Genomic DNA, 25,007 nt, shown 5'->3' on the forward strand with positions numbered 1-25,007 from the left:
GCGGATAGACGGGCGCGACAGCAGAGGTCGCGCGTTCGAGTCAGCCGCGGTGTCGCGATTCGACAGCTTGACGCAGGGTGTCGATCAGGCTATGGATGCGGGCGTGCTGCATCTTCATGGACGCCTTGTTGACCACCAGGCGCGAGCTGATCGTGGCGATCAGGTCCTGGGGCTCCAGGCCGTTGGCGCGCAGCGTGTTGCCGGTGTCGACGACGTCGATGATCTTGTCGGCGAGGTTGATCAGCGGCGCCAGTTCCATCGAACCGTACAGCTTGATGATGTCGACCTGGCGACCTTGCTCGGCGTAATAGCGCTTGGCTACGTTGACGAACTTGGTTGCAACGCGCAGGCGGCCCTTGGGCTCGGGCGCACCGACCACGCCTGCGGTCATCAGCTTGCAGCGGGCGATCTGCAGGTCCAGCGGCTCATACAGGCCCTGGCCGCCGTACTCCATCAGCACGTCCTTGCCCGCCACACCGAGGTCGGCGGCACCATGCTCGACGTAAGTCGGCACGTCGGTGGCGCGCACGATCAGCAGCCGTACGTCGTCCTGGGTGGTGGGAATGATCAGCTTACGGCTCTTGTCCGGATTCTCGGTCGGCACGATACCGGCCTCGGCCAGCAACGGCAGGGTATCGTCGAGGATGCGGCCTTTGGAAAGCGCGATGGTCAACATTGGAACGTCGGTCCTTAAGCGGCTACAACCGGCCCGGTCATCGACCCGGCCGTGTTCAATTCAATGGGCGCATCCTTGCGCCGACGAGGCATTAGCCCGGTACGCGACGGATCTTCGCACCCAGCATCTGCAGTTTCTCTTCGATGCACTCGTAACCACGGTCGATGTGATAAATGCGATCGATCAGGGTATCGCCTTCGGCGACCAGCGCTGACAGCACCAGGCTGGCAGAAGCACGCAGGTCGGTGGCCATGACCGGGGCACCCTTGAGTGCCGGCACGCCGGTCACGATGGCGGTATTGCCCTCGACCTGGATCTGCGCGCCCATGCGGTGCATTTCGTACACGTGCATGAAGCGGTTCTCGAAGATCGTCTCGATGACCGCGCCGGTGCCTTCGGCGATAGCGTTGAGCGAGATGAACTGCGCCTGCATGTCGGTCGGGAACGCCGGGTACGGGGCGGTACGCAGGTTGACGGCTTTGGGCCGCTTGCCATGCATGTTCAGCTCGATCCAGTCCTCGCCGGTGGTCAGGTCGGCACCGGCTTCCTTGAGCTTTTCCAGCACGGCTTCAAGGATGGTCGGGTCGGTGTCCTTGACCTTGACACGGCCACCGGTGACGGCCGCAGCGACCAGGTAAGTACCAGTCTCGATACGGTCGGGCATCACACGGTAGTTGGCCGAATGCAAACGCTCGACGCCATCGATGGTGATGGTGTCGGTGCCAGCGCCTTGCACTTTGCCGCCCATGGCGTTGATGAAGTTGGCCAGGTCGACCACCTCCGGCTCGCGTGCGGCGTTCTGCAGCACACTGCGGCCCTTGGCCAGGGCAGCAGCCATCATGATGTTTTCGGTACCGGTCACGCTGACGGTATCGAAGAAGAAGTGCGCGCCGCGCAGGCCACCTTCAGGCGCCTTGGCCTTGATGTAGCCGCCTTCGACTTCGATCTTGGCACCCATGGCCTCCAGGCCGCGGATGTGCAGGTCGACCGGCCGCGAACCAATAGCGCAACCGCCTGGCAGGGCTACTTCGGCCTCGCCGAACCGGGCAACCATCGGGCCAAGCACCAGGATCGAGGCGCGCATGGTCTTGACCAGCTCGTACGGCGCGACCAGGGTCTTGATGGTACGTGGGTCGATTTCCACCGCCAGCTTTTCGTCGATCACAGGCTCGATGCCCATGCGGCCGAACAGCTCGATCATGGTGGTGATGTCGTGCAGGTGTGGCAGGTTGCCCACGGTGACCGGGCCGTCAGCCAGCAGCGTCGCCGCCAGAATCGGCAGGGCCGCGTTCTTCGCGCCCGAAATGCGGATCTCGCCGTCAAGGCGAGCGCCGCCAGTAATAATCAGTTTGTCCATTGGAGTCTCGCCGCCAAGTTGGCTCAGGTGCGCTCAGCCCAGGCTGCGCTGCTGAAAAATTTCATGGTTACTGCATGGATGCTACCGTTGGCGATCCAGGGATTAAGGTGAGCATAGATCGCCTGCTGACGCTTGACCGGGCTCAGGCCAGCCAACTCGTCGCTGATCACGTTCAACTGGAAGTTGCAGCCTTCGCCTTCAACTTCGACCCGGGATCCCGGCAATTTTTCTTCAAGGAAGCTCTTAACTTCTACGGCCTGCATGCTCAACCTCAATCGGCGCCCGATGCGCACGGGTCGGCCATCATACAAAAAAGCCCCTCGCCTGCGAAGCCCACCGAGGGCGTGCGCTGACCGAGGGGCCTCCATCAGTGGCAAGCCATCAGCTCGCCAGCACTTCATCGAGGTCATAGACCTCGGCGATTTCCCGCATGTCGTCGGGCATCCCGCGTACCTCACAGGCCTTGCCGCCGGCTTGGCCATCGCGGATGAACGCCAGGAGCAGCGACAGGCCGACACTGGAAGATTTTTCCACCGCGGTGCAATCGATGATAAGGCGTGGCTCGCGGGAAGCCTCGATCAACGCCTTGCCTTGCTTGCGCAAGGCGGGGCCGCTGCGGTAATCCAGTACACCGACCAGGCGCAACACGCCCGGCTCGGCCATGCTCACGCCACCCTCACTCATTTAACGGCCTTTTCGGGCGAAGAGTCGGCAGCTTCCTTGGCCTTGGCCACTTCGCCGGCCCAGCCGTCGATGGTCTTGTCCAGGTCGTTGCCGTTGCGCTGCATGGCGTCGGCGAACTGGTCGCGGAACAGCTTGCCGACGTTGATACCGTTGACGATGACGTTACGTACCTTCCACTCGCCACCGTGGTTTTCCAGGGTGTACTGCACCGGGTATACGGCGCCGTTGTTGCCAGTCACCTTCATGCCAACGCTGGCACGCTTGCCGTTATCGGCCTGGGCCGGGTCGACGGTAATGCCCTGGTTGTTGTACTCCAGCAGGGCGTTGCCATAGAACTGCATCAGGCTGCGCTTGAAGTTTTCCTGAAAGCGCTGCATCTGCTCAGGCGTGGCCTTGCGCGAGTACTTCACGGTCATGATGCTTTTCGAGATGCCGTCGGCATCGACCACCGGGCCCAGGATGCGATTGAGCGCATCGTAGAAGGCCTGCGGGTTGGACTTGTACTGCTCCTTGTTGGATTTGAGGTCACCCAGCAATTCGTTGGTCGTGCCCTGCACCACCTCGTGCGGAGACTGCCCGGGCGCTGCCAATGCCAGCAGAGGGAAGGCCGCCAGCAGGACCAGCAGGCCACGTCGCAGGATCGAAATCATGGAAACTCCTTAATTAGCCGGTTGTGCTTCTTTCGGTTCCTTGCTCACGGTGTTGAGCAGGAACTTGCCAATCAGATCTTCCAGCACCAGCGCCGACTGGGTGTCATGGATGGTTGCGCCATCCTTGAGCACCTCTTCCTCGCCGCCGACACTGATACCGATGTATTTCTCGCCAAGCAGACCGGCGGTCAGGATCGAAGCAGTGGAGTCTGTCGGCAGGTTGTCGACTTTGCTGTCCAACTGCAGGGTCACCCGGCCAGTGTAGGAATCACGGTCCAGATCGATGGCGGTGACCTTGCCGATCGTCACACCCGCCATGGTCACTTTAGCTCTGACCGTCAAACCGGCGATATTGTCGAAGTAGGCGTAAACTTTGTAGGTATCGCTGCTCGGGCTGGCCGATAGCCCGCTGACACGCAGGGCCAGCAGCAGCAACGCCAGGATCCCGGCCAAAAGGAACAGGCCGACACCGATTTCCAGGGTGCGGTTTTGCATCAGAAATCTCCAAACATCAAGGCGGTCAGAATAAAGTCCAGACCCAGGACAGCCAACGAGGCATAAACCACGGTCTTGGTGGTGGCACGGCTGATCCCTTCTGAGGTGGGCTCGCAGTCATACCCTTGGAATACGGCGATCCAGGTCGTGACGAAGGCGAACACCAGGCTCTTGACCAGCCCGTTGAGCACGTCATCGGTAAAGGAAACGCTGTTCTGCATGTTGGCCCAGAACGAGCCTTCGTAGACGCCCAGCCAGTCCACAGCGACCCACGAGCCGCCCCAGATGCCGACCACGCTGAAGATCAGCGCCAGCAGCGGCAACGAAATGAAACCGGCCCAAAGGCGCGGCGCAACGATGTACTTGAGCGGGTCGACACCGATCATTTCGAGGCTCGACAGCTGCTCGGTGGACTTCATGTTGCCGATTTCGGCGGTCAGCGCCGAACCTGCCCGGCCGGCGAACAGCAAGGCAGTGACCACCGGCCCCAGCTCGCGCAGCAGGGTCAGGGCGACCATCTGCCCCACCGCCTGCTCCGAGCCGTACTTGGTCAGGATGCTGTACCCCTGCAGTGCCAGCACCATGCCGATGAACACACCGGACACCGCGACGATCGCCAGCGACAGCACGCCCACCGAGTACAGCTGCTTGGTCAGCAGCTGGAAGCCGCCGCCGATGCCGCCACGACCGACCAGTGCATGGAACAGGAACAGGCAGGAACGCCCGAGCACGGCCAACACGTCGATCGCCGAGCGGCCGAACAGGCGGATACGTTCAAGCAAGGATTTTCTGCGCATCAACGCGCCCCCAACAAATCGGCGCGGTAGTCTGGCGCAGGGAAATGGAATGGCACAGGGCCGTCCGGATCGCCCTTCATGAACTGGCGAATGCGTGGATTGTCCGAGCCCATCAGCTCATCGGGCGTACCCTGGCCCAGTACCTGGCCGTCACCGACCACGTAGATGTAGTCGGCGATGCTGGCGGTTTCGGCCAGGTCGTGGGATACCACGATGCTGGTGATACCCAGCGCGTCATTGAGCAACCGGATCAGGCGCACCAGTACCCCCATGGCGATCGGGTCCTGGCCGACGAACGGCTCGTCATACATCAGTATCTGCGGATCGAGCGCAATCGCCCGGGCCAACGCCACGCGCCGCTTCATGCCACCGGACAGTTCGTCGGGCATCAGATCGATGGCACCGCGCAAACCCACGGCCTGCAGTTTCATTAACACGATGTCGCGGATCATCTCGTCCGACAACTGGGTGTGCACGCGCAGCGGGAAAGCGACGTTCTCGAACACATCGAGGTCGGTGAACAGGGCACCGCTCTGGAACAGTACGCCCATCTGCTTGCGCGCATCGAACAGGTCGCTGCGCGACAGGCTCGGCAGGTTCTGCCCGGCGACCCAGACTTCACCAACGGACGGACGCAACTGCGCGCCCATCAGGCGCAGCAGCGTGGTCTTGCCGCACCCGGACGGCCCCATGATGCCGGTGACCTTGCCACGCGGAATGCGTATGTCGACATTGCTGAAAATGCTGCGCGAACCGCGCTTGAAGGTGACGCCCTTCAACTCGACCGCGTAGGCGCTATCCACACTCATCTAGACTCCTTGCTAGTACAGCCATGTCCTAATGGACGCCGGCCCTCATCGTGAAGACACACGCGCCCCCGGCAGGCCGAATAGCGGCGAACTATAGCACCGCTGACAGGGTGGCCCCAAGGCCATGGCGCGAGTCGTTCAGGCCAGCGACAGGCTACGACGTCTTTTCATTGCACAATCGAAAGGGTGAGGCTTTCTTCCATTGCGGCTATAATCGCCGCCTTTTCATCAGGCATTGCTTTTCGACATGAGCCAATCCAGTGAGCTGATCCAGTCCGCCCAGCGCACCCTGCGCCTGGAAATCGAGGCCGTACAAGGTTTGACGGCCAGCATCGATGCCAACTTCGTCAAGGCCTGCGAGCTGATCCTGGCGAGCAAGGGCCGCGTCGTTGTGGTCGGCATGGGCAAGTCTGGGCACATCGGCAACAAGATCGCCGCAACCCTGGCCAGCACCGGCACGCCGGCGTTTTTCGTGCATCCTGCCGAAGCCAGCCATGGCGACATGGGCATGATCACCCGTGGCGACGTCATTCTGGCCCTGTCCAACTCCGGCAGCACCGCCGAAATCGTCACCTTGCTGCCGCTGATCAAGCGCCTGGGCATCCAGCTCATCAGCATGACCGGCAACCCCGACTCGCCACTGGCCCAGGCCGCCGAGGTCAACCTCGACGCGCGTGTCGCCCATGAGGCGTGCCCGCTGAACCTGGCGCCCACCTCATCGACCACCGCAGCACTGGTGCTGGGCGACGCCCTGGCCATCGCCCTGCTCGAAGCGCGCGGGTTTACCGCAGAAGATTTCGCCTTCTCGCACCCCGGTGGCGCGCTGGGCCGTCGCCTGCTGCTCAAGGTCGAGAACGTCATGCACGCGGGCGCCGACCTGCCTCAGGTACAACGTGGCACGCTGCTCAAGGACGCCCTCCTCGAAATGTCCCGCAAAGGCCTGGGCATGACCGTGGTCGCCGAAGCGAACGGCCAGCTGGCCGGCATCTTCACCGACGGTGACCTGCGCCGCAGCCTGGACCGCAACATCGACGTGCACACCACCCTGATCGACCAGGTCATGACCGTGCACGGCAAAACAGCCCGCGCCGAGATGCTCGCCGCCGAAGCCCTGAAGATCATGGAAGACCACAAGATCAGCGCCCTGGTGGTGGTGGACAAGGACGACCGCCCGGTCGGTGCCCTGAACATGCACGACCTGCTGCGCGCAGGCGTGATGTAAATGAGAACGACGCAAATGACCCAGAACCTGATGCAGCGCGGCAAGGCCATCAAGCTTGCCGTGTTCGATGTGGACGGCGTGCTCACCGATGGCCGCCTTTATTTCCTCGAAGATGGCAGCGAATTCAAGACGTTCAACACGCTCGACGGCCAAGGCATCAAGATGCTGATGGCGTCGGGGGTGACCACGGCGATCATCAGCGGGCGCAAGACCCCGGTGGTCGAGCGTCGCGCGAAAAACCTCGGCATTCCCCACCTGTTCCAGGGCCGCGAGGACAAACTGGTGGTACTCGACGGCCTGCTCGCCGAACTGGGCCTAAGCTATGAGCAGGTCGCGTACCTGGGCGATGACCTGCCAGACCTGCCAGTCATTCGCAAGGTCGGCCTGGGTATCGCCGTGGCCAACGCCGCCCCCTTCGTTCGCCAGCACGCCGACGGCGTGACCCAGGCACGCGGTGGCGAGGGTGCCGCTCGCGAGTTCTGCGAGCTTATCATGCAGGCCCAGGGCACCCTGGACGCTGCCAACGCCAACTACCTGTAGGTTGCCCATGTTCAGCAAGAAAGCCCGCAATATTGCGCTGCTCGCGGTGATCGCCGCCCTGCTGGCGGCAATAGGCTACTGGAATGTCAGCCCCGAGAGCTTCCTCGACAAGCCGGTAGCTCAAGTCGACGAAAGCGCGATCGACTATTATGCGATCAACGCCCACAGCGTGCAGTTCTTGCCAGATGGCAAGCTGCAGTACGAAATGACCGCCGACAAGGTCGAACACCTCAAGGCCACCGAGGTCACACTGGTGACCACGCCCGACCTGCACATGTACCGGGGCACCGAATACCCCTGGCACATCCAGAGCGTGCGCGCCGAGGTCAACCCGGACGGCACCGAGGTCGAGCTGATCGACAAGGTGCGCGTGGCCCGCACCGATGAGAAGCAGCGTGAAACCATCATTACCAGCTCACGCATGACCGTGTTCCCGCAGAAGCAATATGCGCAGACCGAGCAAGCCGTTAGAATCGACGGCGCCGGTGGCACAACTACGGGCAAAGGAATGAAAGCGTATTTGAAAGAAGGCAGGATGGACCTGCTCTCTAACGTAAGAGGACAGTATGAGGCTCGTTAAAACCCTCCCCCTTTTGCTCAGCCTGAGCGCAGCACTGGGAAGCGCGAGCGCCTTCGCCCTGCCGACCGACCGTGACCAGCCTATCCGCATCCAGGCCGACAACGCGCACCTGGACGACAAGCAAGGCGTAGCCACCTACACCGGTGACGTGATCATCACTCAGGGCTCGATGATGATCAAAGGCAATACCGTGACCATGACTCGCGCCGCCAACGGTGACATCGACGTGGTCACCTCGGTGGGCAACCTGGCTTATTTCGAGCAGCAACAGAGCGCTGCCAAGCCTGACAAGATGAAAGGCTGGGCCGTGACCATCCAGTATCAGGCGCAGAAGGACACAGTGATCCTCACCGACCGCGCCAAGGTCGAAAACGAAGGCAACACCACCGAAGGCGAAAAGATCGTCTACAACACCAAGTCCCAGGTTGCGACCGCCGGTCGCGGCGGCAACGTGACTCAGCCACGTCAGCGCATCGACATGGTGATCCAGCCGAAGAAGAAGGCCGAGTAAATGGCAACCCTCAAAGCCCAGCACCTGGCCAAGAGCTACAAAGGGCGTCAAGTCGTGCGTGACGTCAGCCTGTCTATCGACAGCGGTCAGATCGTCGGCCTGCTAGGCCCCAACGGCGCCGGCAAGACCACCTGCTTCTACATGATCGTCGGCCTGGTACAGGCCGACCAGGGGCGCGTCCTCATCGACAACCTGGATGTCAGCCACCAGCCCATGCATGGGCGTGCACGCGCCGGCATCGGCTACCTGCCGCAGGAAGCCTCGATCTTCCGCAAGCTGTCGGTGGCCGACAACATCATGGCCATCCTCGAGACCCGCAAGGAACTCGACCGCGAGGGCCGTCGCAAGGAGCTGGAGAGCCTGCTGCAGGAGTTCCACATCAGCCACATCCGCGACAACCTCGGCATGAGCCTGTCCGGCGGCGAACGTCGCCGGGTCGAGATCGCACGCGCCCTGGCGACAGCCCCCAAGTTCATCCTGCTGGACGAACCCTTCGCTGGCGTCGACCCGATTTCGGTCGGTGACATCAAGCAGATCATCCACCACCTCAAGGCCAAGGGTATCGGTGTACTGATCACCGACCACAACGTGCGTGAAACCCTGGATATCTGCGAAACCGCCTACATCGTCAATGACGGGCAACTGATCGCCGAGGGCGACGCGCAGACCATCCTGGCCAACGAACTGGTCAAGGAAGTTTACCTGGGTCACGAGTTCCGGCTCTGATTCAGGACGCGCCTGGAGCACTGATTTAGCGCCTTGAATGGGCTTAAGTTGTTACAGTGCTCTAGGCAAACGCTACAATTTAAGGCATAAAACTTGCTTGAAATTGGCGCTCCGGCGCCCTCGTGTAGTGGATGGCGCATGCGCGCCGGCGAACAAGGTATTAGCCCCTGCCATGAAACCATCGCTCGTCCTAAAAATGGGCCAGCAACTGACGATGACCCCGCAGTTGCAACAGGCCATCCGCCTACTCCAGCTCTCTACCCTGGACCTTCAGCAGGAAATCCAGGAAGCGCTGGAGTCCAATCCGATGCTCGAACGCCAGGAAGACGGCGAAGACTTCGACAACAGCGACCCGATGGCGGATAACGCCGAGAGCAAACCGGCCGCCGAAGTCCAGGACAACAGCTTTCAGGAAAGCACCGCCAGTGCCGAGAACCTGGAGGACGGTGAGTGGAACGAGCGCATCCCCAATGAGCTTCCGGTCGATACGGCCTGGGAAGACATCTACCAGACCAGCGCGAGCAGCCTGCCGAGCAACGATGACGACGAGTGGGACTTCACCACGCGCACATCCGCCGGCGAAAGCCTGCAAAGCCACCTGCTGTGGCAATTGAACCTGGCACCGATGTCCGATACCGACCGCCTGATCGCCGTCACCCTTATCGACAGCATCAACGGCCAGGGCTACCTGGAAGACACGATCGAAGAGATCTGCGCCGGTTTCGATCCGGAGCTGGACATCGAACTGGACGAAGTCGAAGCGGTACTGCACCGTATCCAGCAGTTCGAGCCAGCAGGTGTCGGCGCACGCAACCTGGGCGAGTGCCTGTTGCTGCAACTGCGCCAACTCCCGGCCAACACACCGTGGATGGCCGAGGCCAAACGCCTGGTCAGCGAGTTCATCGACCTGTTGGGCGGGCGCGACTACAGCCAGCTGATGCGCCGCATGAAGCTCAAGGAAGACGAACTGCGCCAGGTGATCGAGCTGGTTCAGAGCCTCAACCCGCGCCCAGGTTCGCAAATCGAGTCCAGTGAGCCGGAATACGTGGTGCCCGATGTCATCGTCCGCAAGGACAATGATCGCTGGCTGGTCGAGCTGAACCAGGAAGCGATCCCGCGCCTGCGGGTCAATCCGCAATACGCCGGCTTCGTCCGCCGGGCCGACACCAGCGCCGACAACACCTTCATGCGCAATCAGTTGCAGGAAGCACGCTGGTTCATCAAGAGCCTGCAAAGCCGCAACGAAACGCTGATGAAAGTCGCCACGCAGATCGTCGAGCATCAGCGCGGCTTCCTCGACCACGGTGACGAGGCCATGAAACCGTTGGTGTTGCATGACATCGCCGAAGCCGTGGGCATGCACGAGTCGACCATCTCGCGGGTGACCACCCAGAAGTTCATGCACACGCCACGCGGCATCTACGAACTGAAATACTTTTTCTCCAGCCACGTCAGCACCTCCGAAGGCGGAGAATGCTCGTCCACGGCAATCCGCGCGATCATCAAGAAACTGGTTGCGGCGGAAAATCAGAAAAAGCCATTGAGTGACAGCAAGATCGCTGGTTTACTGGAGGCACAAGGCATCCAGGTAGCCCGTCGCACCGTCGCCAAGTACCGCGAGTCCCTCGGCATCGCACCGTCGAGTGAGCGCAAGCGACTGATGTAGCGCCTGAGATATGCCACAGCGTTTGTGGGGCAGGTGCAAGACCTGCCTCTTTATGCACGGGCAACAAAGGAGAAGCTGTATGCAAGTCAATATCAGTGGACAGCATGTAGAAGTCACCCAGCCGCTGCGCGATTACGTGCTTGAAAAGCTCGCCCGGGTGGAAAGTCACTTCGACAAGATCACTAACGTGCAGGTCATCATGAAGGTCGAGAAGCTGCAGCAGAAGGTCGAAGCGACCCTGCAGATTCCTGGCTCGGAAGTGGTTGCCAACGCCGAACACGAAGACATGTATGCAGCGATCGATGCCTTGGCCGACAAGCTCGACCGCCAACTGAAAAAACACAAGGAAAAACAGCAAAGTCTGCTGCAAGGTGCAGCTGCCCGCTGATCCCCTCATCCATGATCCGACTTGAAACCATCCTGACCCCCGGCCGTTCCTTGGTGAACGTGCCGGGTGGCAGTAAGAAGCGCGCCTTGGAAAAAGTCGCCAACCTGATTGCCGATCAAAAACCCGAGCTGGAGATGCAAGACGTCTTCGAAAAGCTGATCGCTCGTGAAAAGCTCGGCTCCACAGGCTTCGGCAATGGGATCGCCATACCTCACTGCCGCCTCGCAGGCTGCACTTCGCCCGTCAGCGCACTGCTGCACCTGGATGCTCCGATCGACTATGACGCCATCGATGGCGCGCCTGTCGACCTGCTGTTCGTCCTGCTGGTGCCGGAGGCTGCCACCGACGCCCATCTGGAACTGCTGCGCCAGATCGCCAGCATGCTGGATCGCAAGGAAGTTCGCGAGCGCCTGCGTGCCGCCAACAGCAGCGAGGCCCTGTACCAGGTAGTCCTGGACGCACAGAACGAGCACTGAACATGCGCCTGATCATCGTCAGCGGCCGGTCCGGCTCCGGCAAGAGTACCGCCCTCGATGTGCTGGAAGACAACGGCTTTTACTGTATCGATAACCTCCCTGCCGGCTTGCTGCCGCAGTTGGCGGAAAACGCGCTGATCCATACAGAGTTGCTGCAGCCGAAAGTGGCAGTGTCCATCGATGCCCGCAACCTGCCAAGCCACCTGTCACGCTTCCCCGAACTGCTCGCCGAAGCGCGTGGCCGGCATATCCAGTGCGATGTGCTGTTTCTCGACGCCGACGAGGACACGCTGCTCAAGCGCTTCTCCGAAACGCGCCGGCGCCATCCGCTGACGAATGCGGATCGCTCACTGGCCGAAGCGATCCGCGTCGAAAGCGAATTGCTGGGGCCAATCTCCGATCTTGCCGACCTGAAGATCGACACCACCAGCCTCAACCTTTACCAGCTGCGCGACTCGATCAAGTTGCGCCTGCTCAATCAGCCTGAGCCGGGTACCGCATTCCTGGTCGAATCATTCGGCTTCAAGCGTGGCATGCCGGTCGATGCAGACCTGGTTTTCGATGTACGCTGCCTGCCGAACCCATACTGGAAGCCCGAACTGCGTGAGCATTCTGGCCTGGATCAGCCGGTTATCGATTACCTTGCCGCGCAGCCGGATGTCGAAGAGATGTTTACCGACATCTCGACCTACCTGCTCAAATGGCTGCCCCGCTTCGCTGCCAGTAACCGCGCCTATGTCACCATCGCCATTGGCTGCACAGGCGGCCACCACCGCTCGGTGTACCTCACCGAGCGCCTCGGCCAACTGTTGCAACAGTCCCTGAAAAACGTCCAGGTCCGCCACCGCGACCTCTAGCCCACAGGATCAGCACCCCGATGCCCGCCCGCGAAATCACCATCATCAACAAGCTGGGCCTGCATGCCCGGGCGGCCGCCAAGTTCGTCGGCGTGGCCGGGCGCTTCCCCTGCCAGGTGCGGGTGGGCCGCGCACCAGACAAGCTGGTGGACGGCAAGAGCATCATGGCCGTGATGATGTTGGCGGCAGGCAAAGGCACCCAGGTGCACCTGCACACTGAAGGCGAGCAGGATGACGACGCGCTGGAAGCGCTGGTAGCCCTGATCAACAACTACTTCGACGAAGGCGAATAAGCCCCTAACTCCAGGCTGGCCTCATCGCTGGCAAGCCGGCGCCCTCATCGTGGACTGCCGATTCGGGGGGCCGGCTTACCGGCGACGGGCCAGTTGATGCCAATTCAAGACATCGCCGTGTCCATCACCATCATCAAGCAAAAACCCACGCACAGGCCGAGGCTGGCCAGACGGTGATGCCCGTTGCTGCGCGACTCGGGAATGATTTCCTGGGTCACCACCAGCAGCATGGCCCCGGCCGCACAGGCCAGGCCCAGCGGCAACAGCAGCTCGGCGACATTCACCAGCCAGGCACAGACCACCGCTGCCAGTGGTTCTACCAACCCCGACGCCGCACCGATCAGAAACGCCTTGAACCGAGGCATCCCCGCCCCCGCCAGCACCAGCGCAATGACCAATCCTTCGGGAACATCCTGCAAGGCAATGCCCATGGCGAGGCTGTCAGCATCGGTCATGCCGCCCCCGGCCGACACGCCGATGGCCATGCCTTCGGGGATGTTGTGGGCGATGATCGCGATCACGAACAGCCAGATCCGCGCTGCAATCACCGGTTGGTTCCCGGTGCCGACTAAGGCCTCGGGCGAAGCACCGGACACTTTCAGATCGACGACGAACAGGCACATCGCACCGAACAACAGGCCGAAGCTGACCAGGCCACCCGCCCCCCAGGGGCTGAATCCGATGGACTGAGCGGCATCCAGGCCAGGAATGATCAGCGAGAACGCCGTCGCCGCCAGCATCACACCGGCACCGAAACCCAACAAGGTATCGGCCAGGGCCACCGGCATATTCCGAATCACCAGCACCGGTACTGCGCCCAGCGCTGTTCCCAGCGCGCACAATGCGCCGCCCTCGAGGGCACGCAACATGCGCGGATCCAGGTCCAGCCAGGCGATGCCCCGGGCCACCAGCAGGGCCGTGCCAACCAGGAGCAGCACAGTACCCAGTGCCAGCCGGAACAGGCGCACACTACTGACAGACATCACCTCTGAACGCATACCGGTCCGACTCATTGGCTGGCTTCGATATAACGGCGTTCCACTTCGGCCCAGTCAATTACGTTGTAGAAAGCCCCAATGTATTCCGGGCGACGGTTCTGGTACTTCAAGTAGTAGGCATGCTCCCACACATCCAGGCCGAGGATCGGTGTGTTGCCATGCATCAGCGGGCTGTCCTGGTTGCCGCTGCTCTCCACCACGAGTTTCTGTTCACCATTCACGCTGAGCCAGGCCCAGCCGCTGCCGAAGCGGGTCAGCGCGGCTTTGGTGAAGGCTTCCTTGAACGCCTCGAAACCACCCAGCTCAGCCTCGATGGCCTTGGCCACCAAGCCCTGTGGCTGGCCGCCGCCTGTGGGCGACATGACTTTCCAGAACAGCGAATGGTTGGCGTGACCACCGCCATGGTTGGTCACCGCCCCTCGCAGGTTTTCGGGCAACTGTTTGACCGCAGCAACCAGCTTCTCAACCGGCCAGTCAGCCCACGGGGTACCTTCGACCGCAGCATTGAGGCCGTTGACGTAAGTCTGGTGGTGCTTGGTGTGGTGTATCTCCATGGTCTGGGTATCGATATGCGGTTCCAGCGCATCGTAGGCATAGGGCAAAGCAGGCAAGGTATGAGACATATCAATGGATTCCGTAAGCGGGGGTTGGGGGCGGCAGGTCCGTCTGGGCAGCCAGTCCACTGGCCAAGGGCGCACGGCGATAGAGCAGGCGCTCGGCGCGTGGGTACTGCCCGTACTCGGCAATGAAGCTCAGCAATTGGGTGTAGGTGCGCCCGCTGTGGCGCAGCGCGGCATCACGCAGCGCCTGCGGCAGGCGCGCTTCCTGGCTGGCCTGGAGCAGACGCTGGTGAATGGCGCACAGGTAGTCGGCGCTTTCATGCGGCTGGTTCAGGCGCAGGTGCAGGTCGGCCAGGTTGTGGTGGGCAATGACCAAAGCGGCCACTGCTTCGTCGACGTCATGCCAGCGCTCGAACAGCACCTGGGCCAGCGCCAGGGCTTGCAGGTACAGTTCCCGGGCATCGACCAGCTCGCCCTGGTCGAACAGCCGGTTGGCGGCCTCGGTGGTGCGTTTCCAGTGCTGCATGACAGGCCTCCTGGGCGCTGACGCGGGTCAGATGCCCCCAGCGGTGAGTTTTTCCGGGTCCAGCAGCGCTTCGAGCTGATCGCGCGACAGGTCGGTATGCTCCAGCGCCACGTCGATGATCGGCCGGCCCTGCTTGTACGCGGTCTTGGCGATCTCGGCGGCCTTGAGGTAGCCGATGATCGGGTTCAGCGCGGTGACCAGGATCGGGTTGCGTGCCAGGGCTTCCTTGAGCTTGCCCTCATTGACCTTGAAGCTGGCGATGGCCTGGTCGGCCAGCAGGCGGCTGGCGTTGGCCATCAGCTCGATGCTCTCCAGCAGGTTGCGGGCTATCACCGGCAGCATCACGTTGAGTTCGAAGTTGCCCGACTGGCCGGCAATGGCGATGGTCGCGTCGTTGCCGATCACCTGGGCGGCGACCATGGCGGTGGCTTCCGGGATAACCGGGTTGACCTTGCCCGGCATGATCGAGGAGCCAGGCTGCAGGGCTTGGAGTTCGATCTCACCGAGGCCTGCGAGCGGCCCGGAATTCATCCAGCGCAGGTCGTTGGCGATTTTCATCAGTGCCACGGCAGTGGTTTTGAGCTGGCCGGACAGCGCCACGGCGGTGTCCTGGGAGCCGATCAGGGCAAACAAGTTCTGGCCGGGGGTAAACTCGACCTGGGTGAGGCCGCTCAGCTGGCGAGCGAAGCCTACGGCGAATTGCGGGTGGGCGTTGATCCCGGTGCCCACGGCAGTGCCACCCTGGGCCAGGGCCTGCAGGCTCGGCAGGGTCGCTTCGATATGCGCCTTGGCGCCATTGATCTGGGCCGCCCAGCCATCGAGCACCTGGCTCATGCGCACCGGCATGGCATCCATCAGGTGGGTACGGCCAGTCTTCACGTACTGATGCACTTGCACCGACTTGGCCTCGATCACCTGAACCAGGTGAGCCAGGGCGGGCAGCAACTGCTCATGCAGCGCCAGTGCAGCGCTGACGTGAATGGTGGTCGGGATGATGTCGTTGCTGCTCTGGCCGCAGTTGACATGGTCGTTGGCATTGACCGGCTCACCGAGCAGGCGGCTGGCCAGCGTGGCGATCACCTCGTTGGCATTCATGTTCGAGCTGGTGCCGGAGCCGGTCTGGTACACGTCCACCGGGAAGTGCAGGATGAAGTCTTCGGCGAGCAGTTGCTCGACCGCCTTGACGATGGCTTGGCCCTGGGCGGCAGAAATCTGCTCCAGCTCGATGTTGGCCTTGGCGGCAGCCGCCTTGGCCAACAGCAGTGCACGAATGAACTGGGCCGGCATACGCTGGCCGCTGATCGGGAAGTTGTCGACCGCGCGCTGGGTCTGGGCGCCATACAGGGCCTGGGCCGGCACCTGCAATTCACCCATGCTGTCACGCTCGATACGGGTATCACTCATCATCAAATCCTTGCATCAGTTCATCGGGGGAAATGGACGGCAGCAACCGGCAGTTGGCCAGTTGCAGGGCGTAGGGTTGCCAGCGCTGGTTCTGTTCGCGGCGGTCGAGCTTGCGCAACTCGAGCAGGGGGCGCCAGGCCTGATCCAGGCACTGGCAACGCCAATGCCATGGCAACATGCGATCGCAGGCGGTATCCAGCAGCAGACGGAATGAGGTCAGCGCCACGGTCCATGGCGAGGTGTCCGTGCAGCACGCCAGGTAGCGGCCTTCGGCCAGATAGTGCTCGATCAGGCGCGGCTCGTCGGGCTCGAGCGCGCAGCGGATGCGCCGGCTGAGCCAGCGCCAGTTTTCCAGGTAAGGCAATTCGCGCAGGACGGGTTTCATGAACATCATCACCGGAGCTTTTGGGTAATGATATTCATTATTAAATGATAAACGTAATCACTTCAAGCGCGGATTGAGCAAATAAAAAACCCGGCACAGGGCCGGGTTTCGAGGTTTTCGCTCAGCGCTTCAGGGTTTCAGCTACCCGCAACGGTCATCCGCTCGATCAACACCGAGCCCGTGTGGATATTGCTGCGGGTTTCAAGATCACTGCCAATGGCAACAATCTGCTGGAACATGTCCTTCATGTTGCCGGCAATCGTCACTTCCTGCACCGCATGCTGAATCTCGCCATTCTCGACCCAGAAGCCTGCAGCACCACGCGAGTAGTCGCCTGTGACCATGTTCAGGCCATGGCCCATCAGCTCGGTCACCAGCAAACCGCGCCCCATGCGGCGGACCAGGGCCGCCTGGTCTTCGATGCCATGGGTGACGTAGAGGTTGTGCACACCACCGGAGTTGGCCGTACTTGGCAAGCCGAGCTTGCGACCGGAATAGGTACCCAGCAGGTAAGACACCAGCTCCCCTTTGTCGACGAACGGCTTGGCATAGGTCGCCAGGCCATCACCGTCGAACGCCGCGCTGCCTAGGGCACGCGGAATATGCGGGCGCTCATCCAGCGTCAGCCAGCTGGGGAACAGCCGCTGGCCAAGGGCACCATCGAGGAACGACGACTTGCGGTACAGGTTGCCACCCGAGATGGCCGACAGGAAGCTGCCGAACAGGCCACCGGCCAGCTCGGCGGAGAACAGCACCGGCACTTCGCATGTCTTGACCGGACGCGCACCGAGCCGGCTGGCTGCGCGCTGTGCAGCGCGCTGGCCAATGCTGCGCGGGTCGGCCAACAGGTGGCCCTGGCGGTTGACGTCGTACCAGTAATCACGCTGCATCTGGCCTTCACCTTCAGCGATCATCACGCAGCTCAGGCTGTGCCGGGTCGATGCGTAACCGCCGATGAAGCCATGGCTGTTGCCATAGACACGGCAGCCCTGGTGGGTATTGAGGGTGGTGCCATCGGCGTTGAGAATGCGCGGATCAGCGTCGAATGCCGCCGCCTCGCAGGCCAGGGCCATCTCGATGGCTTTCTCGGGTTCCAGATCCCAGTCATGGTAAAGGTCCAGGTCCGGAATCTCGCGCGCCATCAGTGCCGCATCAGCCAGCCCCGAGCAATCGTCTTCGGAGGTGTGCCTGGCAATGGCCAGGGCGGCGGCAACGGTTTCGCGAATGGCCTCAGGGCCACTGGCCGAGGTACTGGCCGAGCCCTTGCGCTGGCCGACATAGAGGGTGATGCCAAAGCCCTGGTCGCGGTTGAACTCTACCGTCTCGACCTCACGCTGACGCACCGTGGTGGACAAGCCCTGCTCCAGCGACACCGCCACTTCGCAGGCGCTGGCACCCTGCCGGCGCGCCTCGGCGATGATCGCTTCGACCTGCTCCTGCAATGCTGGCAGGTCCTTGGGGCCTACGCTCTGGACTGCACTCATGGTTTTCTCCACTCAAATTCTGCATTCGGCGAGGGTCATTCTACGACCGGGCCGGACAAGCGGCCCCCGGGTGGTTATCATGGCGGCAATTTCTATGCCTTCTACGAAAAGTGCCTGCGCGGCGACTTTTCATACAACTCAAGCGGACTGCGCACCATGGTTGATTCATACGACGACGCCTTCGACGGCGAAAAAAGCAAAACCCAGATCAAGCGCGAGTTGCATGCGCTGGTCGAACTCGGCGAACGCCTGACTACGGTCAAGGCCGATACCCTGGCGCGCCTGCCGTTGACCGATGAGCTGCGCAAAGCCTTGGCCGAAGCCTGCAAGCACACCGCCCATGGCGCACGCAAACGGCATATGTCGTTCGTCGGCAAACTGATGCGCGACCAGGACCTGGACGCCATCCACGCGGTGCTCGAGCAGATCGACAGCTCCAGCCGCCAGTACAACGAACGCTTCCACAACCTGGAGCGCTGGCGGGACCGCCTGATCGACGGTAATGACGAGGACCTTGAACGCTTCGTCAACGAATACCCCGACACCGACCGTCAGCAGCTGCGTTCGCTTATCCGTCATGCCCAGCACGAGAAGGCGCGGAACAAGCCGCCTGCCGCTGCGCGCAAGGTCTTCAAGTACATCCGCGACCTCGACGAACTGCAGCGCGGCCTGCGCTGACCCGCGCCACCTGGGGCTGCCCTGCAGCCCCGGGGCATGCATCACGCGCCGGTACCACCGACGGTGATCGCGTCCAGCTTCAAGGTTGGCTGGCCTACCCCTACCGGCACCGATTGCCCATCCTTGCCGCACGTCCCCACGCCGCTGTCCAACGCAAGATCGTTACCGACCATCGACACTCGGCTCATGGCCTCGGGCCCGTTGCCGATCAGTGTCGCCCCTTTGACCGGTGCGGTGATCTTGCCGTCTTCGATCAGATAGGCTTCGCTGGTCGAGAACACGAACTTGCCGCTGGTGATGTCCACCTGGCCACCGCCCAGGTTGGCGCAATAGATCCCTTTCTTCACCGAAGCGATGATTTCCTGCGGGTCGCTTTCGCCGGCACGCATGTAGGTATTGGTCATGCGCGGCATCGGCAGGTGGGCATAGGATTCGCGGCGGCCGTTACCGGTCACGGCCATCCCCATCAGGCGTGCATTGAGTTTGTCTTGCATGTAGCCCTTGAGCACGCCGTTCTCGATCAGCGTCGTGCATTCGGTCGGCGTGCCCTCGTCGTCGACGCTCAACGAGCCGCGACGGCCCTCGAGGGTGCCATCGTCTACGATAGTGCACAGGCTCGAAGCCACCTTCTCGCCGATCCGGCCACTGAACGCCGAGCTGCCCTTACGGTTGAAATCGCCTTCCAGGCCGTGGCCGACCGCTTCATGCAACAGCACACCCGACCAGCCGGAACCCAACACCACCGGCAAGGTGCCCGCTGGGGCAGGAATGGCCTCCAGGTTCACCAAGGCCTGGCGCAGCGCCTCACGGGCATAACCCATGACCCGTTCCTCGGTGAAGAAGCGGTAGTCGGTACGCCCGCCGCCGCCCTGCCCGCCCCGTTCACGCCGACCATTGTGCTCGACGATGACACTGACGTTGAAGCGCACCAGCGGCCGCACGTCAGCGGCCAGGCTGCCGTCGGCCGCAGCGATCAGAATGCGCTCCCACACCCCGGCCATGCTCACGCTGACCTGCTGGATACGCGGGTCGAGCGCCCGCGTGGCGGCATCGACACGTTTGAGCAGCTCGACCTTTTCAGCACGGCTAAGCACGTCCAGCGGGTTATCCGGGGCATACAGGGCCGTCACGTCCTGGCTGCGGAACGCCTGAACGGTGCCGTTCTGCCCGGCGCGGGAAATCGACCGCGCCGCCCGGGCTGCCGAAGTCAGAGCCTCGAGGTTGATCGCGTTGCTGTAGGCGAAACCGGTTTTCTCACCCGACTGGGCACGCACGCCCACGCCTTGGTCAAGGTTGAAGCTGCCCTCTTTGACAATGCCGTCCTCCAGCGCCCAGGTTTCCGAGATCTGGCCCTGGAAGTACAGGTCGGCGGCGTCGATGCCCGGCCCGGCCAACTCGCCCAGTACAGCCTGCAGGCTGTCCAGGGTCAATCCGCCTGGGGCCAGGAGCTGCTCGCTGACGGTGGATAACATCTGGCTCATAGTCACTCCGAGGTGTGCGCAGGCCGCAAGGCGTCCTGCGAAAAAAAGCGCCGGTGCAAAGCGACCGGCATACGCGCCCGAATGGACGCTTGTTCATCACTGTCGCGCTCGGCAAGCAATACCGCTTCGCCTTGCGCCTGTTCGGCGACGATCCGCCCCCAGGGGTCGACGATCGCCGCGTGCCCATGGGTCTCCCGTGGGCCTGGATGGGTACCGCCCTGTGCTGCGGCCAGCACATAGCACTGTGTTTCGATGGCCCGGGCACGAATCAGCACTTCCCAGTGCGCCGCGCCTGTGACCGCCGTGAACGCCGCAGGTGCCGTAATCAGTTGCGCGCCGGCACTGCGCAGCGCGCTGTACAGTTCCGGAAAACGAAGGTCGTAGCAGACGCTCAAGCCCAGGCGCCCTACCGGCGTGTCGGCCACCACCACGTGCGCGCCATGGGCGTAGTCGTCGGACTCACGGTAACGGCCACGGGTATCGGCCACGTCCACGTCGAACAGGTGCAGCTTGTCGTAGCGCGCCACCACCTCGCCGTGCTCGTCGACCAGAAGCGAGCAGGCATGCGCCTTGGCATCAGGCTGATCGGCAGGTGGCAACGGCAAGGTGCCGGCAACAATCCATAATCTGAGGTCGCGGGCGGTGCGTTTCAACCAGGGCAGTATCGGCCCCTCACCCAAAGCCTCGACCCGGCCGATCGCAGCGGCATCCCTGCGCCCCATGGCGGCAAAATTTTCTGGCAGCACCGCCAGCCTCGCGCCGCCGAATGCCGCCTGTTCCAGCAAGGCACCCGCACGCTGCAAGTTGGCCAACACATCGTCCTGGCTGACCATCTGGATGACCGCTACTTTCATCGGCACTCCTGGCACTACTTGTTGAACGGTTTCACAAAGGTGATTCTAGGCTCTTTCCACGGCCCTTCGATGCGATAGTGCACGCTGGCGAAGCGCGATACGCGATCACCGATCAGCCGGTCGACCAGGAACAGCGCCCCACCGACCGCCGGTGCGCCTACGATCAGCGCGGCCAGGGGCAGGTTGTTGGTCACTGGCAGGGAGACCTGAAGGTTGGCGTCCACCCGGTCGCGAACGAGGTCCAGCGTACCGTCGAGCTCGAAGTTGCTCGAAGGCCCGGTCACGCTGATCGGCTCGCGGGTCACGTAGACGCCGTCACTGGCTACCAGCAAGCCTTTTACCCGATCATAGGCGAGGCCCTTGTCGAACAGGTCGGAGAAGTCCAGGCGCAGACGCCGGCCGATGGAGTTGAAGTTGAGCAGGCCAAACACCCGCAAGGCTTGAGCGCCGCCCTCCACTTCCACGAACTGCCCTGTGCGCAATGCCGCATCCATGCTGCCCGAGAAGCGCTTGAGGCCAACCCAGGCTGGCGAGCCGGGCCAGCGCCCATCCACATCCAGACGAAAGTCGCGACTGGTCACGGTAGGCGCGAAGCCCCAGGCCTTGAGCACGTCGGCCAGGTTCTTGCCATCCAGGCGGCCCTTGTACCAGCTGCTGGTGGCACCGCTGTCACCTTCCCAGCCGCCGCGGCCGTCGATGTGCAGGCCTTTGAAGACCAGGTCGATATCCTGAGCGGATACGCCTCGGGCGGTCGGGCGCAGCTTCAACGCCAGGTTGCCATACAGGTCATCGCCGCGGTACAGCTTGTCGATGGTCAGGTCCAGTGCCGGTACCTTGCGTGGATCGAACGAGGCCAGCGGGTCAGGGCCTTCCTCGGCCTGTGCTTGGACCGGGTCCGCTGCTGGCAGGCGCAAGGTCTGCAGGCGCACGGTCATCGGTGCGCCCTTGGCATCGGGTAACCGTGCATTGCCGATGACTTCCTTGCTATCCAGGCGCAGATCCCACGCAGGGCCGCCCCTGGCCAGACGCACGACAGCCTGGTTCAGCTCCATGCCCAGGGCCTTCAACTGGCCGATGCTCAGGTCTACGCTCTGAAGCGTCTGGCGGGCACTGGCGCCTGGGTCGTCGCCACTGATCTGCGTCATCTTGGCCTGCCAGGGCGCCAGGTCCAGGCTCTCGAGGCGCCCCCGTACGCGCAGGCCCTGCTCAGCTGGCACCTGCGCCTGCCCTGCCCCCAGCAGCAGCTCGCCGCGGCCTTGCCCAAGGTTGTCGCTGGGCGCTGCATAGGCAAAGCGGGCAAGGTCGGCGTAGGCGGCATCCAGACGCCGCTCAGGGCCTTGCAGGCTCATGCTGAATCGGCTATCACGCGTCTCTGCTGCGGCCTTGCCGAACGGTGCCGGCAAATCGATCACCAGGCCTTTGAGCGACGAATTCACGCTCAGGCTGTTGTCGCGGCTGCCAAGGTTGAGTTGCAACTGGTAGGGCAGCTCACCAGACGCCGGCAAGGGCTGCTTGAACTGCAGCCAGTCGGTCAAGGCCGCAAGCGCCACTTGGCCATTCGCGCTGATACGCGTCTGCATCTGCCCAGGCTGGCCCTCGGCGGTGATCTGCGCGGTCACCGGTTTGCCAAAAGCCTGCAGGGCGATGTTCTTCCCACTCAGGCCCTTGTCGAGGTCGAAACTGAAGTCGCCCTTGAGTCGGCTCAGCTCCAGGGTCGGCGGCGCAACCTTCAGGCGTGCATCGGCGGTGGCAAAGTCGACCTGTACTTTCGGGCGTTGCCCGTGGGCCAAGGGGATGTCGAGTTTGAGCTTGCCCTTGAGCGGCCCCTCGCCCTCCCATCCTGCGAACATTTCGCCGGTGCCGATAGGCGCCTCTTTGAGAATCCTCAGACCATCGCCGAGGCTACCGTCGAACTTGCCATCAAGGTACAGGTGGCTTTGCTCGTCGCCCTCGACATGGGGAATGTTGACACTGACGTCGCTTACCTGTGTGTCGAGCAACAGGCCTTTATTGGCCTTGATACGCACGCCACTGTCCTCGATCAGCACATCGCCAGCGACGTTCTGCACCTGTGGCCAGCCAGGCTGGAAGTCCAGCGCAGCGTCGTGCACCTTGAAGAACAGGCTGATACTGCGCGATTCGGGGCTGGCACCGTGGTTCAGCGAACCTTGGTACTGGAAGTAGCCCTCATCGACGTTGCCCTTGACGATGGCACTGCGCAGCCATTCATCGAGCGCCGGGCTGAGCACCTCAGGCAGGTATTTGGCAGTGTAGCGCCCATCGCCTTCGGTCAGGCCGACGCGCAGGTCCATATAGCTCTCGCTGCCTTCTTCGAACAGCAGGCGAATCAGGAAATCCCCGGCGATCTTGCCCTCCTCGCCCAGCACTCTCAGGTAGGGCGCAGCCAGGGTGAATCCTGCTTTGTCGAGGGTGTAGGTCAGGCGGGCGTTGGCTTTCTGATAATGCCAAGGTTTGGCGAAGATCGGATAAAGATGCAACATGAAGGCCTCGGTATCCAGGCGTAGTTCGCCATGGCCAAGGTCTCCACTGATGCTCCCGCTGACGTTACCGGCAGCCGGTGCGCCGTGGTAGGCGTCAAAGCCCACTTTTTCCAGATTGGCAGCGAATTGAAGCCGTTGATCACCCTCGGCCTTGGGCCGCACGTCCAGGCGCAGATTGCGCACGGCACCGGTCACTTTAAGCCCATCGACCACCGTCATGAGCTTTTCCGGCAGCGGCGCCAGTGCATCTATCAAAGGCGTCAGCGGCGTAAGATCAAGACGGTCCGCCTGCACCTGCCAGGTTTCTCCGGCAGGCTCCTCGCCTGCCCGCTGACGCAGCTGCAGCTTCGACTCCCAGCGGGTTTTGCCGAGGTCGGCTGCCAGTGAATCGACCACCACATCGAACCCTTGCGCGTTGCGCTGGAACCAGGCCGACACCGCCAGGTTATCCAGTGTCACCGCCTGGCGCTCGGCATAGCCACCGCGCAACTGAGGGGCATTGAGCCGGACCACTGCCTGCTGCAACCGGCCCTCACCCCAGTCAACCCAGAACTCACCACCGGCGCGCAAGGCCTGGGCCTGCCACTGGCCGAGCAGGCGTGGCGGCAGCCAACGCGCCCAGTCGCTCTGCGGCAGGCTCAGGTAAGCCTCTGCCTTACCGTCGCGCCAGGCCTTGGCATTCACCCGGCTGCGAAGGTTCAGTGCCAACGGCTGGCCGTCAGGCAGGGTCGCACGCAGGTCCAGCGCCTGGCGTGAAGCGCCGGCCTGCAGGCCAAGGCTGACATAGGTAAGCGTCAACGGGTCACGCTGCCAGGGCTGCAGGGTGACTTGACTGTCGAATGCATCGATACGGCCCAACTGCTGCAAACGCTGCAACACTTCGGCCGGGTCCAGCGGCGCATCATCCTTTTTCGGTAAGCCTTCAAGCGCCCAAACGCCCTGCTCGTTCTCACGCAGGATCAGTTGCAGGCCCGCCAGCTGAACACGTGCCAGGCGTACTTCGCGTGCAGTGAGGCTGGCCCACAGGTCGGGCACCAGCTTGACGTCATCCAGACGCAACGCCGAAGCCCCCTCGCCCAACTGCAGGTCGCGCACTTGCAGCACCGGCGCCAGGCCACTCCAGCGCCCTTCCAGGCTGCCCACATGCACCGGCAGGCCCAACGCCTGCTCGGCCTTGCTTTCGAGGTCGGCGCGGTATTCGGCCACCAGTGGCACCAGGTACCGGCCGAGGCTGACGTAGAGCGCCACCAACACCGCCAGCAGGGCGCAGATGCCCAGCCCCCAACGGGTCAAGGCGACAAGAACGCGGGTCAGACGTCCCATGGCCATGGCCCTCCAGGTCGTTTATCCATGATGGCTCGAAGCAGCGGTTTTGCCAGCCCGGGCACCCTGGACTGGGTATCAGAACG

General features: G+C 62.6%; 28 protein-coding genes. 11 read left to right on the top strand and 17 right to left on the bottom strand.

Annotation, left to right across the window (positions count from 1 at the left end; genetic code table 11):
* Nucleotides 1–40: 40 nt before the first annotated feature.
* The 8 genes from hisG to ACIPZH_RS05035 all read right to left on the bottom strand — a co-directional run bounded on the left by hisG (nucleotide 41) and on the right by ACIPZH_RS05035 (nucleotide 5,468).
* Nucleotides 41–676 (bottom strand): ATP phosphoribosyltransferase, encoded by a 636-nt coding sequence (gene hisG / locus ACIPZH_RS05000; protein ID WP_400635400.1) that lies wholly within the window; start codon nucleotides 674–676, stop codon nucleotides 41–43.
* A 91-nt stretch (nucleotides 677–767) separates the two neighbouring features.
* Nucleotides 768–2,033 carry a UDP-N-acetylglucosamine 1-carboxyvinyltransferase gene (gene murA, locus ACIPZH_RS05005; RefSeq protein ID WP_241804244.1) on the bottom strand — a complete coding sequence of 422 codons (1,266 nt, stop codon included), beginning with the start codon at nucleotides 2,031–2,033 and terminating at the stop codon, nucleotides 768–770.
* 23 nt (nucleotides 2,034–2,056) lie between these two features.
* Nucleotides 2,057–2,296 (bottom strand): BolA family protein, encoded by a 240-nt coding sequence (locus ACIPZH_RS05010; RefSeq protein ID WP_003255121.1) that lies wholly within the window; start codon nucleotides 2,294–2,296, stop codon nucleotides 2,057–2,059.
* Between the two features lie 118 nt (nucleotides 2,297–2,414).
* Nucleotides 2,415–2,717, bottom strand: coding sequence for a lipid asymmetry maintenance protein MlaB (locus ACIPZH_RS05015; RefSeq protein WP_267818493.1), 303 nt, complete (start codon nucleotides 2,715–2,717; stop codon nucleotides 2,415–2,417).
* Complete coding sequence (locus ACIPZH_RS05020; RefSeq protein WP_400635402.1) at nucleotides 2,714–3,367, bottom strand: phospholipid-binding protein MlaC; 654 nt, start codon at nucleotides 3,365–3,367, stop codon at nucleotides 2,714–2,716. Before ACIPZH_RS05020 ends, ACIPZH_RS05015 begins: the two co-directional genes overlap by 4 nt.
* A gap of 9 nt (nucleotides 3,368–3,376) precedes the next feature.
* The gene (gene mlaD / locus ACIPZH_RS05025) at nucleotides 3,377–3,862 is read right to left on the bottom strand and encodes an outer membrane lipid asymmetry maintenance protein MlaD (protein ID WP_241804241.1); all 486 of its coding nucleotides are present in this window, start codon (nucleotides 3,860–3,862) and stop codon (nucleotides 3,377–3,379) included.
* A complete protein-coding gene (gene mlaE / locus ACIPZH_RS05030) occupies nucleotides 3,862–4,659 on the bottom strand; it encodes a lipid asymmetry maintenance ABC transporter permease subunit MlaE (RefSeq protein WP_012316068.1) in 798 nt (265 codons plus the stop codon). Before mlaE ends, mlaD begins: the two co-directional genes overlap by 1 nt.
* A complete protein-coding gene (locus ACIPZH_RS05035) occupies nucleotides 4,659–5,468 on the bottom strand; it encodes an ATP-binding cassette domain-containing protein (protein WP_241804240.1) in 810 nt (269 codons plus the stop codon). The genes mlaE and ACIPZH_RS05035 overlap by 1 nt, the downstream gene beginning before the upstream one ends.
* Nucleotides 5,469–5,715: 247 nt before the next feature.
* On the opposite strand from ACIPZH_RS05035, the gene ACIPZH_RS05040 reads away from it, so the two are divergent.
* From ACIPZH_RS05040 to ACIPZH_RS05085, 10 genes are all read left to right on the top strand, one after another.
* The gene (locus ACIPZH_RS05040; RefSeq protein ID WP_241804239.1) at nucleotides 5,716–6,690 is read left to right on the top strand and encodes an SIS domain-containing protein; all 975 of its coding nucleotides are present in this window, start codon (nucleotides 5,716–5,718) and stop codon (nucleotides 6,688–6,690) included.
* A 15-nt stretch (nucleotides 6,691–6,705) separates the two neighbouring features.
* A complete protein-coding gene (locus ACIPZH_RS05045; RefSeq protein ID WP_039604821.1) occupies nucleotides 6,706–7,230 on the top strand; it encodes an HAD family hydrolase in 525 nt (174 codons plus the stop codon).
* Between the two features lie 7 nt (nucleotides 7,231–7,237).
* A complete protein-coding gene (gene lptC, locus ACIPZH_RS05050) occupies nucleotides 7,238–7,810 on the top strand; it encodes an LPS export ABC transporter periplasmic protein LptC (RefSeq protein WP_039604820.1) in 573 nt (190 codons plus the stop codon).
* Nucleotides 7,797–8,321: a lipopolysaccharide transport periplasmic protein LptA gene (gene lptA, locus ACIPZH_RS05055; protein ID WP_012316073.1), complete on the top strand. Its 525-nt coding sequence runs from the start codon at nucleotides 7,797–7,799 to the stop codon at nucleotides 8,319–8,321. The genes lptC and lptA overlap by 14 nt, the downstream gene beginning before the upstream one ends.
* Nucleotides 8,322–9,047, top strand: coding sequence for an LPS export ABC transporter ATP-binding protein (gene lptB, locus ACIPZH_RS05060; RefSeq protein WP_046784445.1), 726 nt, complete (start codon nucleotides 8,322–8,324; stop codon nucleotides 9,045–9,047).
* 172 nt (nucleotides 9,048–9,219) lie between these two features.
* Nucleotides 9,220–10,713 (top strand): RNA polymerase factor sigma-54, encoded by a 1,494-nt coding sequence (locus ACIPZH_RS05065; protein ID WP_400635404.1) that lies wholly within the window; start codon nucleotides 9,220–9,222, stop codon nucleotides 10,711–10,713.
* Between the two features lie 79 nt (nucleotides 10,714–10,792).
* Nucleotides 10,793–11,101, top strand: a complete 309-nt coding sequence (hpf, locus tag ACIPZH_RS05070; RefSeq protein WP_241804237.1) for a ribosome hibernation-promoting factor, HPF/YfiA family — start codon at nucleotides 10,793–10,795, stop codon at nucleotides 11,099–11,101.
* Nucleotides 11,102–11,112: 11 nt separating this feature from the next.
* The gene (gene ptsN / locus ACIPZH_RS05075; RefSeq protein WP_400635406.1) at nucleotides 11,113–11,577 is read left to right on the top strand and encodes a PTS IIA-like nitrogen regulatory protein PtsN; all 465 of its coding nucleotides are present in this window, start codon (nucleotides 11,113–11,115) and stop codon (nucleotides 11,575–11,577) included.
* Between the two features lie 2 nt (nucleotides 11,578–11,579).
* Entirely contained in the window at nucleotides 11,580–12,434 is an 855-nt protein-coding gene (rapZ, locus tag ACIPZH_RS05080; RefSeq protein WP_241804236.1) for an RNase adapter RapZ, read from the top strand.
* Between the two features lie 20 nt (nucleotides 12,435–12,454).
* On the top strand, nucleotides 12,455–12,727 hold the full coding sequence (locus tag ACIPZH_RS05085; RefSeq protein WP_267818507.1) for an HPr family phosphocarrier protein: 273 nt from the start codon (nucleotides 12,455–12,457) through the stop codon (nucleotides 12,725–12,727).
* Nucleotides 12,728–12,831: 104 nt separating this feature from the next.
* Here ACIPZH_RS05085 and ACIPZH_RS05090 read toward each other — a convergent pair whose 3' ends face one another.
* From ACIPZH_RS05090 to pmbA, 6 genes are all read right to left on the bottom strand, one after another.
* Nucleotides 12,832–13,725: a ZIP family metal transporter gene (locus ACIPZH_RS05090; protein ID WP_400626127.1), complete on the bottom strand. Its 894-nt coding sequence runs from the start codon at nucleotides 13,723–13,725 to the stop codon at nucleotides 12,832–12,834.
* Nucleotides 13,726–13,736: 11 nt separating this feature from the next.
* Nucleotides 13,737–14,348, bottom strand: coding sequence for a superoxide dismutase (locus ACIPZH_RS05095; protein ID WP_400635408.1), 612 nt, complete (start codon nucleotides 14,346–14,348; stop codon nucleotides 13,737–13,739).
* A 1-nt stretch (nucleotide 14,349) separates the two neighbouring features.
* On the bottom strand, nucleotides 14,350–14,811 hold the full coding sequence (locus ACIPZH_RS05100; protein WP_241804233.1) for a hypothetical protein: 462 nt from the start codon (nucleotides 14,809–14,811) through the stop codon (nucleotides 14,350–14,352).
* Nucleotides 14,812–14,838: 27 nt separating this feature from the next.
* Nucleotides 14,839–16,215, bottom strand: coding sequence for a class II fumarate hydratase (locus ACIPZH_RS05105; protein ID WP_400635410.1), 1,377 nt, complete (start codon nucleotides 16,213–16,215; stop codon nucleotides 14,839–14,841).
* The gene (locus ACIPZH_RS05110; protein WP_241804231.1) at nucleotides 16,208–16,609 is read right to left on the bottom strand and encodes a FagA protein; all 402 of its coding nucleotides are present in this window, start codon (nucleotides 16,607–16,609) and stop codon (nucleotides 16,208–16,210) included. Before ACIPZH_RS05110 ends, ACIPZH_RS05105 begins: the two co-directional genes overlap by 8 nt.
* A 128-nt stretch (nucleotides 16,610–16,737) precedes the next feature.
* Nucleotides 16,738–18,084, bottom strand: coding sequence for a metalloprotease PmbA (pmbA, locus tag ACIPZH_RS05115; RefSeq protein WP_400635411.1), 1,347 nt, complete (start codon nucleotides 18,082–18,084; stop codon nucleotides 16,738–16,740).
* Between the two features lie 156 nt (nucleotides 18,085–18,240).
* On the opposite strand from pmbA, the gene yjgA reads away from it, so the two are divergent.
* On the top strand, nucleotides 18,241–18,762 hold the full coding sequence (gene yjgA, locus ACIPZH_RS05120; protein ID WP_012316086.1) for a ribosome biogenesis factor YjgA: 522 nt from the start codon (nucleotides 18,241–18,243) through the stop codon (nucleotides 18,760–18,762).
* 41 nt (nucleotides 18,763–18,803) lie between these two features.
* Here yjgA and tldD read toward each other — a convergent pair whose 3' ends face one another.
* The 3 genes from tldD to ACIPZH_RS05135 are packed head-to-tail and all read right to left on the bottom strand — an operon-like array spanning nucleotide 18,804 to nucleotide 24,927.
* On the bottom strand, nucleotides 18,804–20,243 hold the full coding sequence (tldD, locus tag ACIPZH_RS05125; protein ID WP_241804229.1) for a metalloprotease TldD: 1,440 nt from the start codon (nucleotides 20,241–20,243) through the stop codon (nucleotides 18,804–18,806).
* A gap of 2 nt (nucleotides 20,244–20,245) precedes the next feature.
* Nucleotides 20,246–21,097: a carbon-nitrogen hydrolase family protein gene (locus ACIPZH_RS05130; protein WP_400635412.1), complete on the bottom strand. Its 852-nt coding sequence runs from the start codon at nucleotides 21,095–21,097 to the stop codon at nucleotides 20,246–20,248.
* Between the two features lie 14 nt (nucleotides 21,098–21,111).
* Nucleotides 21,112–24,927 (bottom strand): YhdP family protein, encoded by a 3,816-nt coding sequence (locus ACIPZH_RS05135; protein WP_400635413.1) that lies wholly within the window; start codon nucleotides 24,925–24,927, stop codon nucleotides 21,112–21,114.
* Nucleotides 24,928–25,007 lie beyond the last annotated feature (80 nt).

The organism is Pseudomonas sp. NPDC089758 (assembly GCF_044748705.1).
In the GTDB taxonomy this organism is placed as follows: domain Bacteria; phylum Pseudomonadota; class Gammaproteobacteria; order Pseudomonadales; family Pseudomonadaceae; genus Aquipseudomonas; species Aquipseudomonas putida_X.

Coding starts and splice junctions, on each gene's coding strand:
- ACIPZH_RS05040 (WP_241804239.1), top strand. CDS start 5,716: ATGAGCCAATCCAGTGAGCTGATCCAGTCCGCCCAGCGCACCCTGCGC.
- tldD (WP_241804229.1), bottom strand. CDS start 20,243: ATGAGCCAGATGTTATCCACCGTCAGCGAGCAGCTCCTGGCCCCAGGC.
- lptB (WP_046784445.1), top strand. CDS start 8,322: ATGGCAACCCTCAAAGCCCAGCACCTGGCCAAGAGCTACAAAGGGCGT.
- ACIPZH_RS05110 (WP_241804231.1), bottom strand. CDS start 16,609: ATGATGTTCATGAAACCCGTCCTGCGCGAATTGCCTTACCTGGAAAAC.
- mlaE (WP_012316068.1), bottom strand. CDS start 4,659: ATGCGCAGAAAATCCTTGCTTGAACGTATCCGCCTGTTCGGCCGCTCG.
- pmbA (WP_400635411.1), bottom strand. CDS start 18,084: ATGAGTGCAGTCCAGAGCGTAGGCCCCAAGGACCTGCCAGCATTGCAG.
- ACIPZH_RS05045 (WP_039604821.1), top strand. CDS start 6,706: ATGACCCAGAACCTGATGCAGCGCGGCAAGGCCATCAAGCTTGCCGTG.
- ACIPZH_RS05010 (WP_003255121.1), bottom strand. CDS start 2,296: ATGCAGGCCGTAGAAGTTAAGAGCTTCCTTGAAGAAAAATTGCCGGGA.
- ACIPZH_RS05130 (WP_400635412.1), bottom strand. CDS start 21,097: ATGAAAGTAGCGGTCATCCAGATGGTCAGCCAGGACGATGTGTTGGCC.
- lptA (WP_012316073.1), top strand. CDS start 7,797: ATGAGGCTCGTTAAAACCCTCCCCCTTTTGCTCAGCCTGAGCGCAGCA.
- ptsN (WP_400635406.1), top strand. CDS start 11,113: ATGATCCGACTTGAAACCATCCTGACCCCCGGCCGTTCCTTGGTGAAC.
- ACIPZH_RS05065 (WP_400635404.1), top strand. CDS start 9,220: ATGAAACCATCGCTCGTCCTAAAAATGGGCCAGCAACTGACGATGACC.
- ACIPZH_RS05085 (WP_267818507.1), top strand. CDS start 12,455: ATGCCCGCCCGCGAAATCACCATCATCAACAAGCTGGGCCTGCATGCC.
- rapZ (WP_241804236.1), top strand. CDS start 11,580: ATGCGCCTGATCATCGTCAGCGGCCGGTCCGGCTCCGGCAAGAGTACC.
- ACIPZH_RS05015 (WP_267818493.1), bottom strand. CDS start 2,717: ATGAGTGAGGGTGGCGTGAGCATGGCCGAGCCGGGCGTGTTGCGCCTG.
- ACIPZH_RS05105 (WP_400635410.1), bottom strand. CDS start 16,215: ATGAGTGATACCCGTATCGAGCGTGACAGCATGGGTGAATTGCAGGTG.
- hpf (WP_241804237.1), top strand. CDS start 10,793: ATGCAAGTCAATATCAGTGGACAGCATGTAGAAGTCACCCAGCCGCTG.
- ACIPZH_RS05100 (WP_241804233.1), bottom strand. CDS start 14,811: ATGCAGCACTGGAAACGCACCACCGAGGCCGCCAACCGGCTGTTCGAC.
- ACIPZH_RS05035 (WP_241804240.1), bottom strand. CDS start 5,468: ATGAGTGTGGATAGCGCCTACGCGGTCGAGTTGAAGGGCGTCACCTTC.
- ACIPZH_RS05020 (WP_400635402.1), bottom strand. CDS start 3,367: ATGATTTCGATCCTGCGACGTGGCCTGCTGGTCCTGCTGGCGGCCTTC.
- ACIPZH_RS05095 (WP_400635408.1), bottom strand. CDS start 14,348: ATGTCTCATACCTTGCCTGCTTTGCCCTATGCCTACGATGCGCTGGAA.
- ACIPZH_RS05135 (WP_400635413.1), bottom strand. CDS start 24,927: ATGGCCATGGGACGTCTGACCCGCGTTCTTGTCGCCTTGACCCGTTGG.
- murA (WP_241804244.1), bottom strand. CDS start 2,033: ATGGACAAACTGATTATTACTGGCGGCGCTCGCCTTGACGGCGAGATC.
- mlaD (WP_241804241.1), bottom strand. CDS start 3,862: ATGCAAAACCGCACCCTGGAAATCGGTGTCGGCCTGTTCCTTTTGGCC.
- lptC (WP_039604820.1), top strand. CDS start 7,238: ATGTTCAGCAAGAAAGCCCGCAATATTGCGCTGCTCGCGGTGATCGCC.
- yjgA (WP_012316086.1), top strand. CDS start 18,241: ATGGTTGATTCATACGACGACGCCTTCGACGGCGAAAAAAGCAAAACC.
- ACIPZH_RS05090 (WP_400626127.1), bottom strand. CDS start 13,725: ATGCGTTCAGAGGTGATGTCTGTCAGTAGTGTGCGCCTGTTCCGGCTG.
- hisG (WP_400635400.1), bottom strand. CDS start 676: ATGTTGACCATCGCGCTTTCCAAAGGCCGCATCCTCGACGATACCCTG.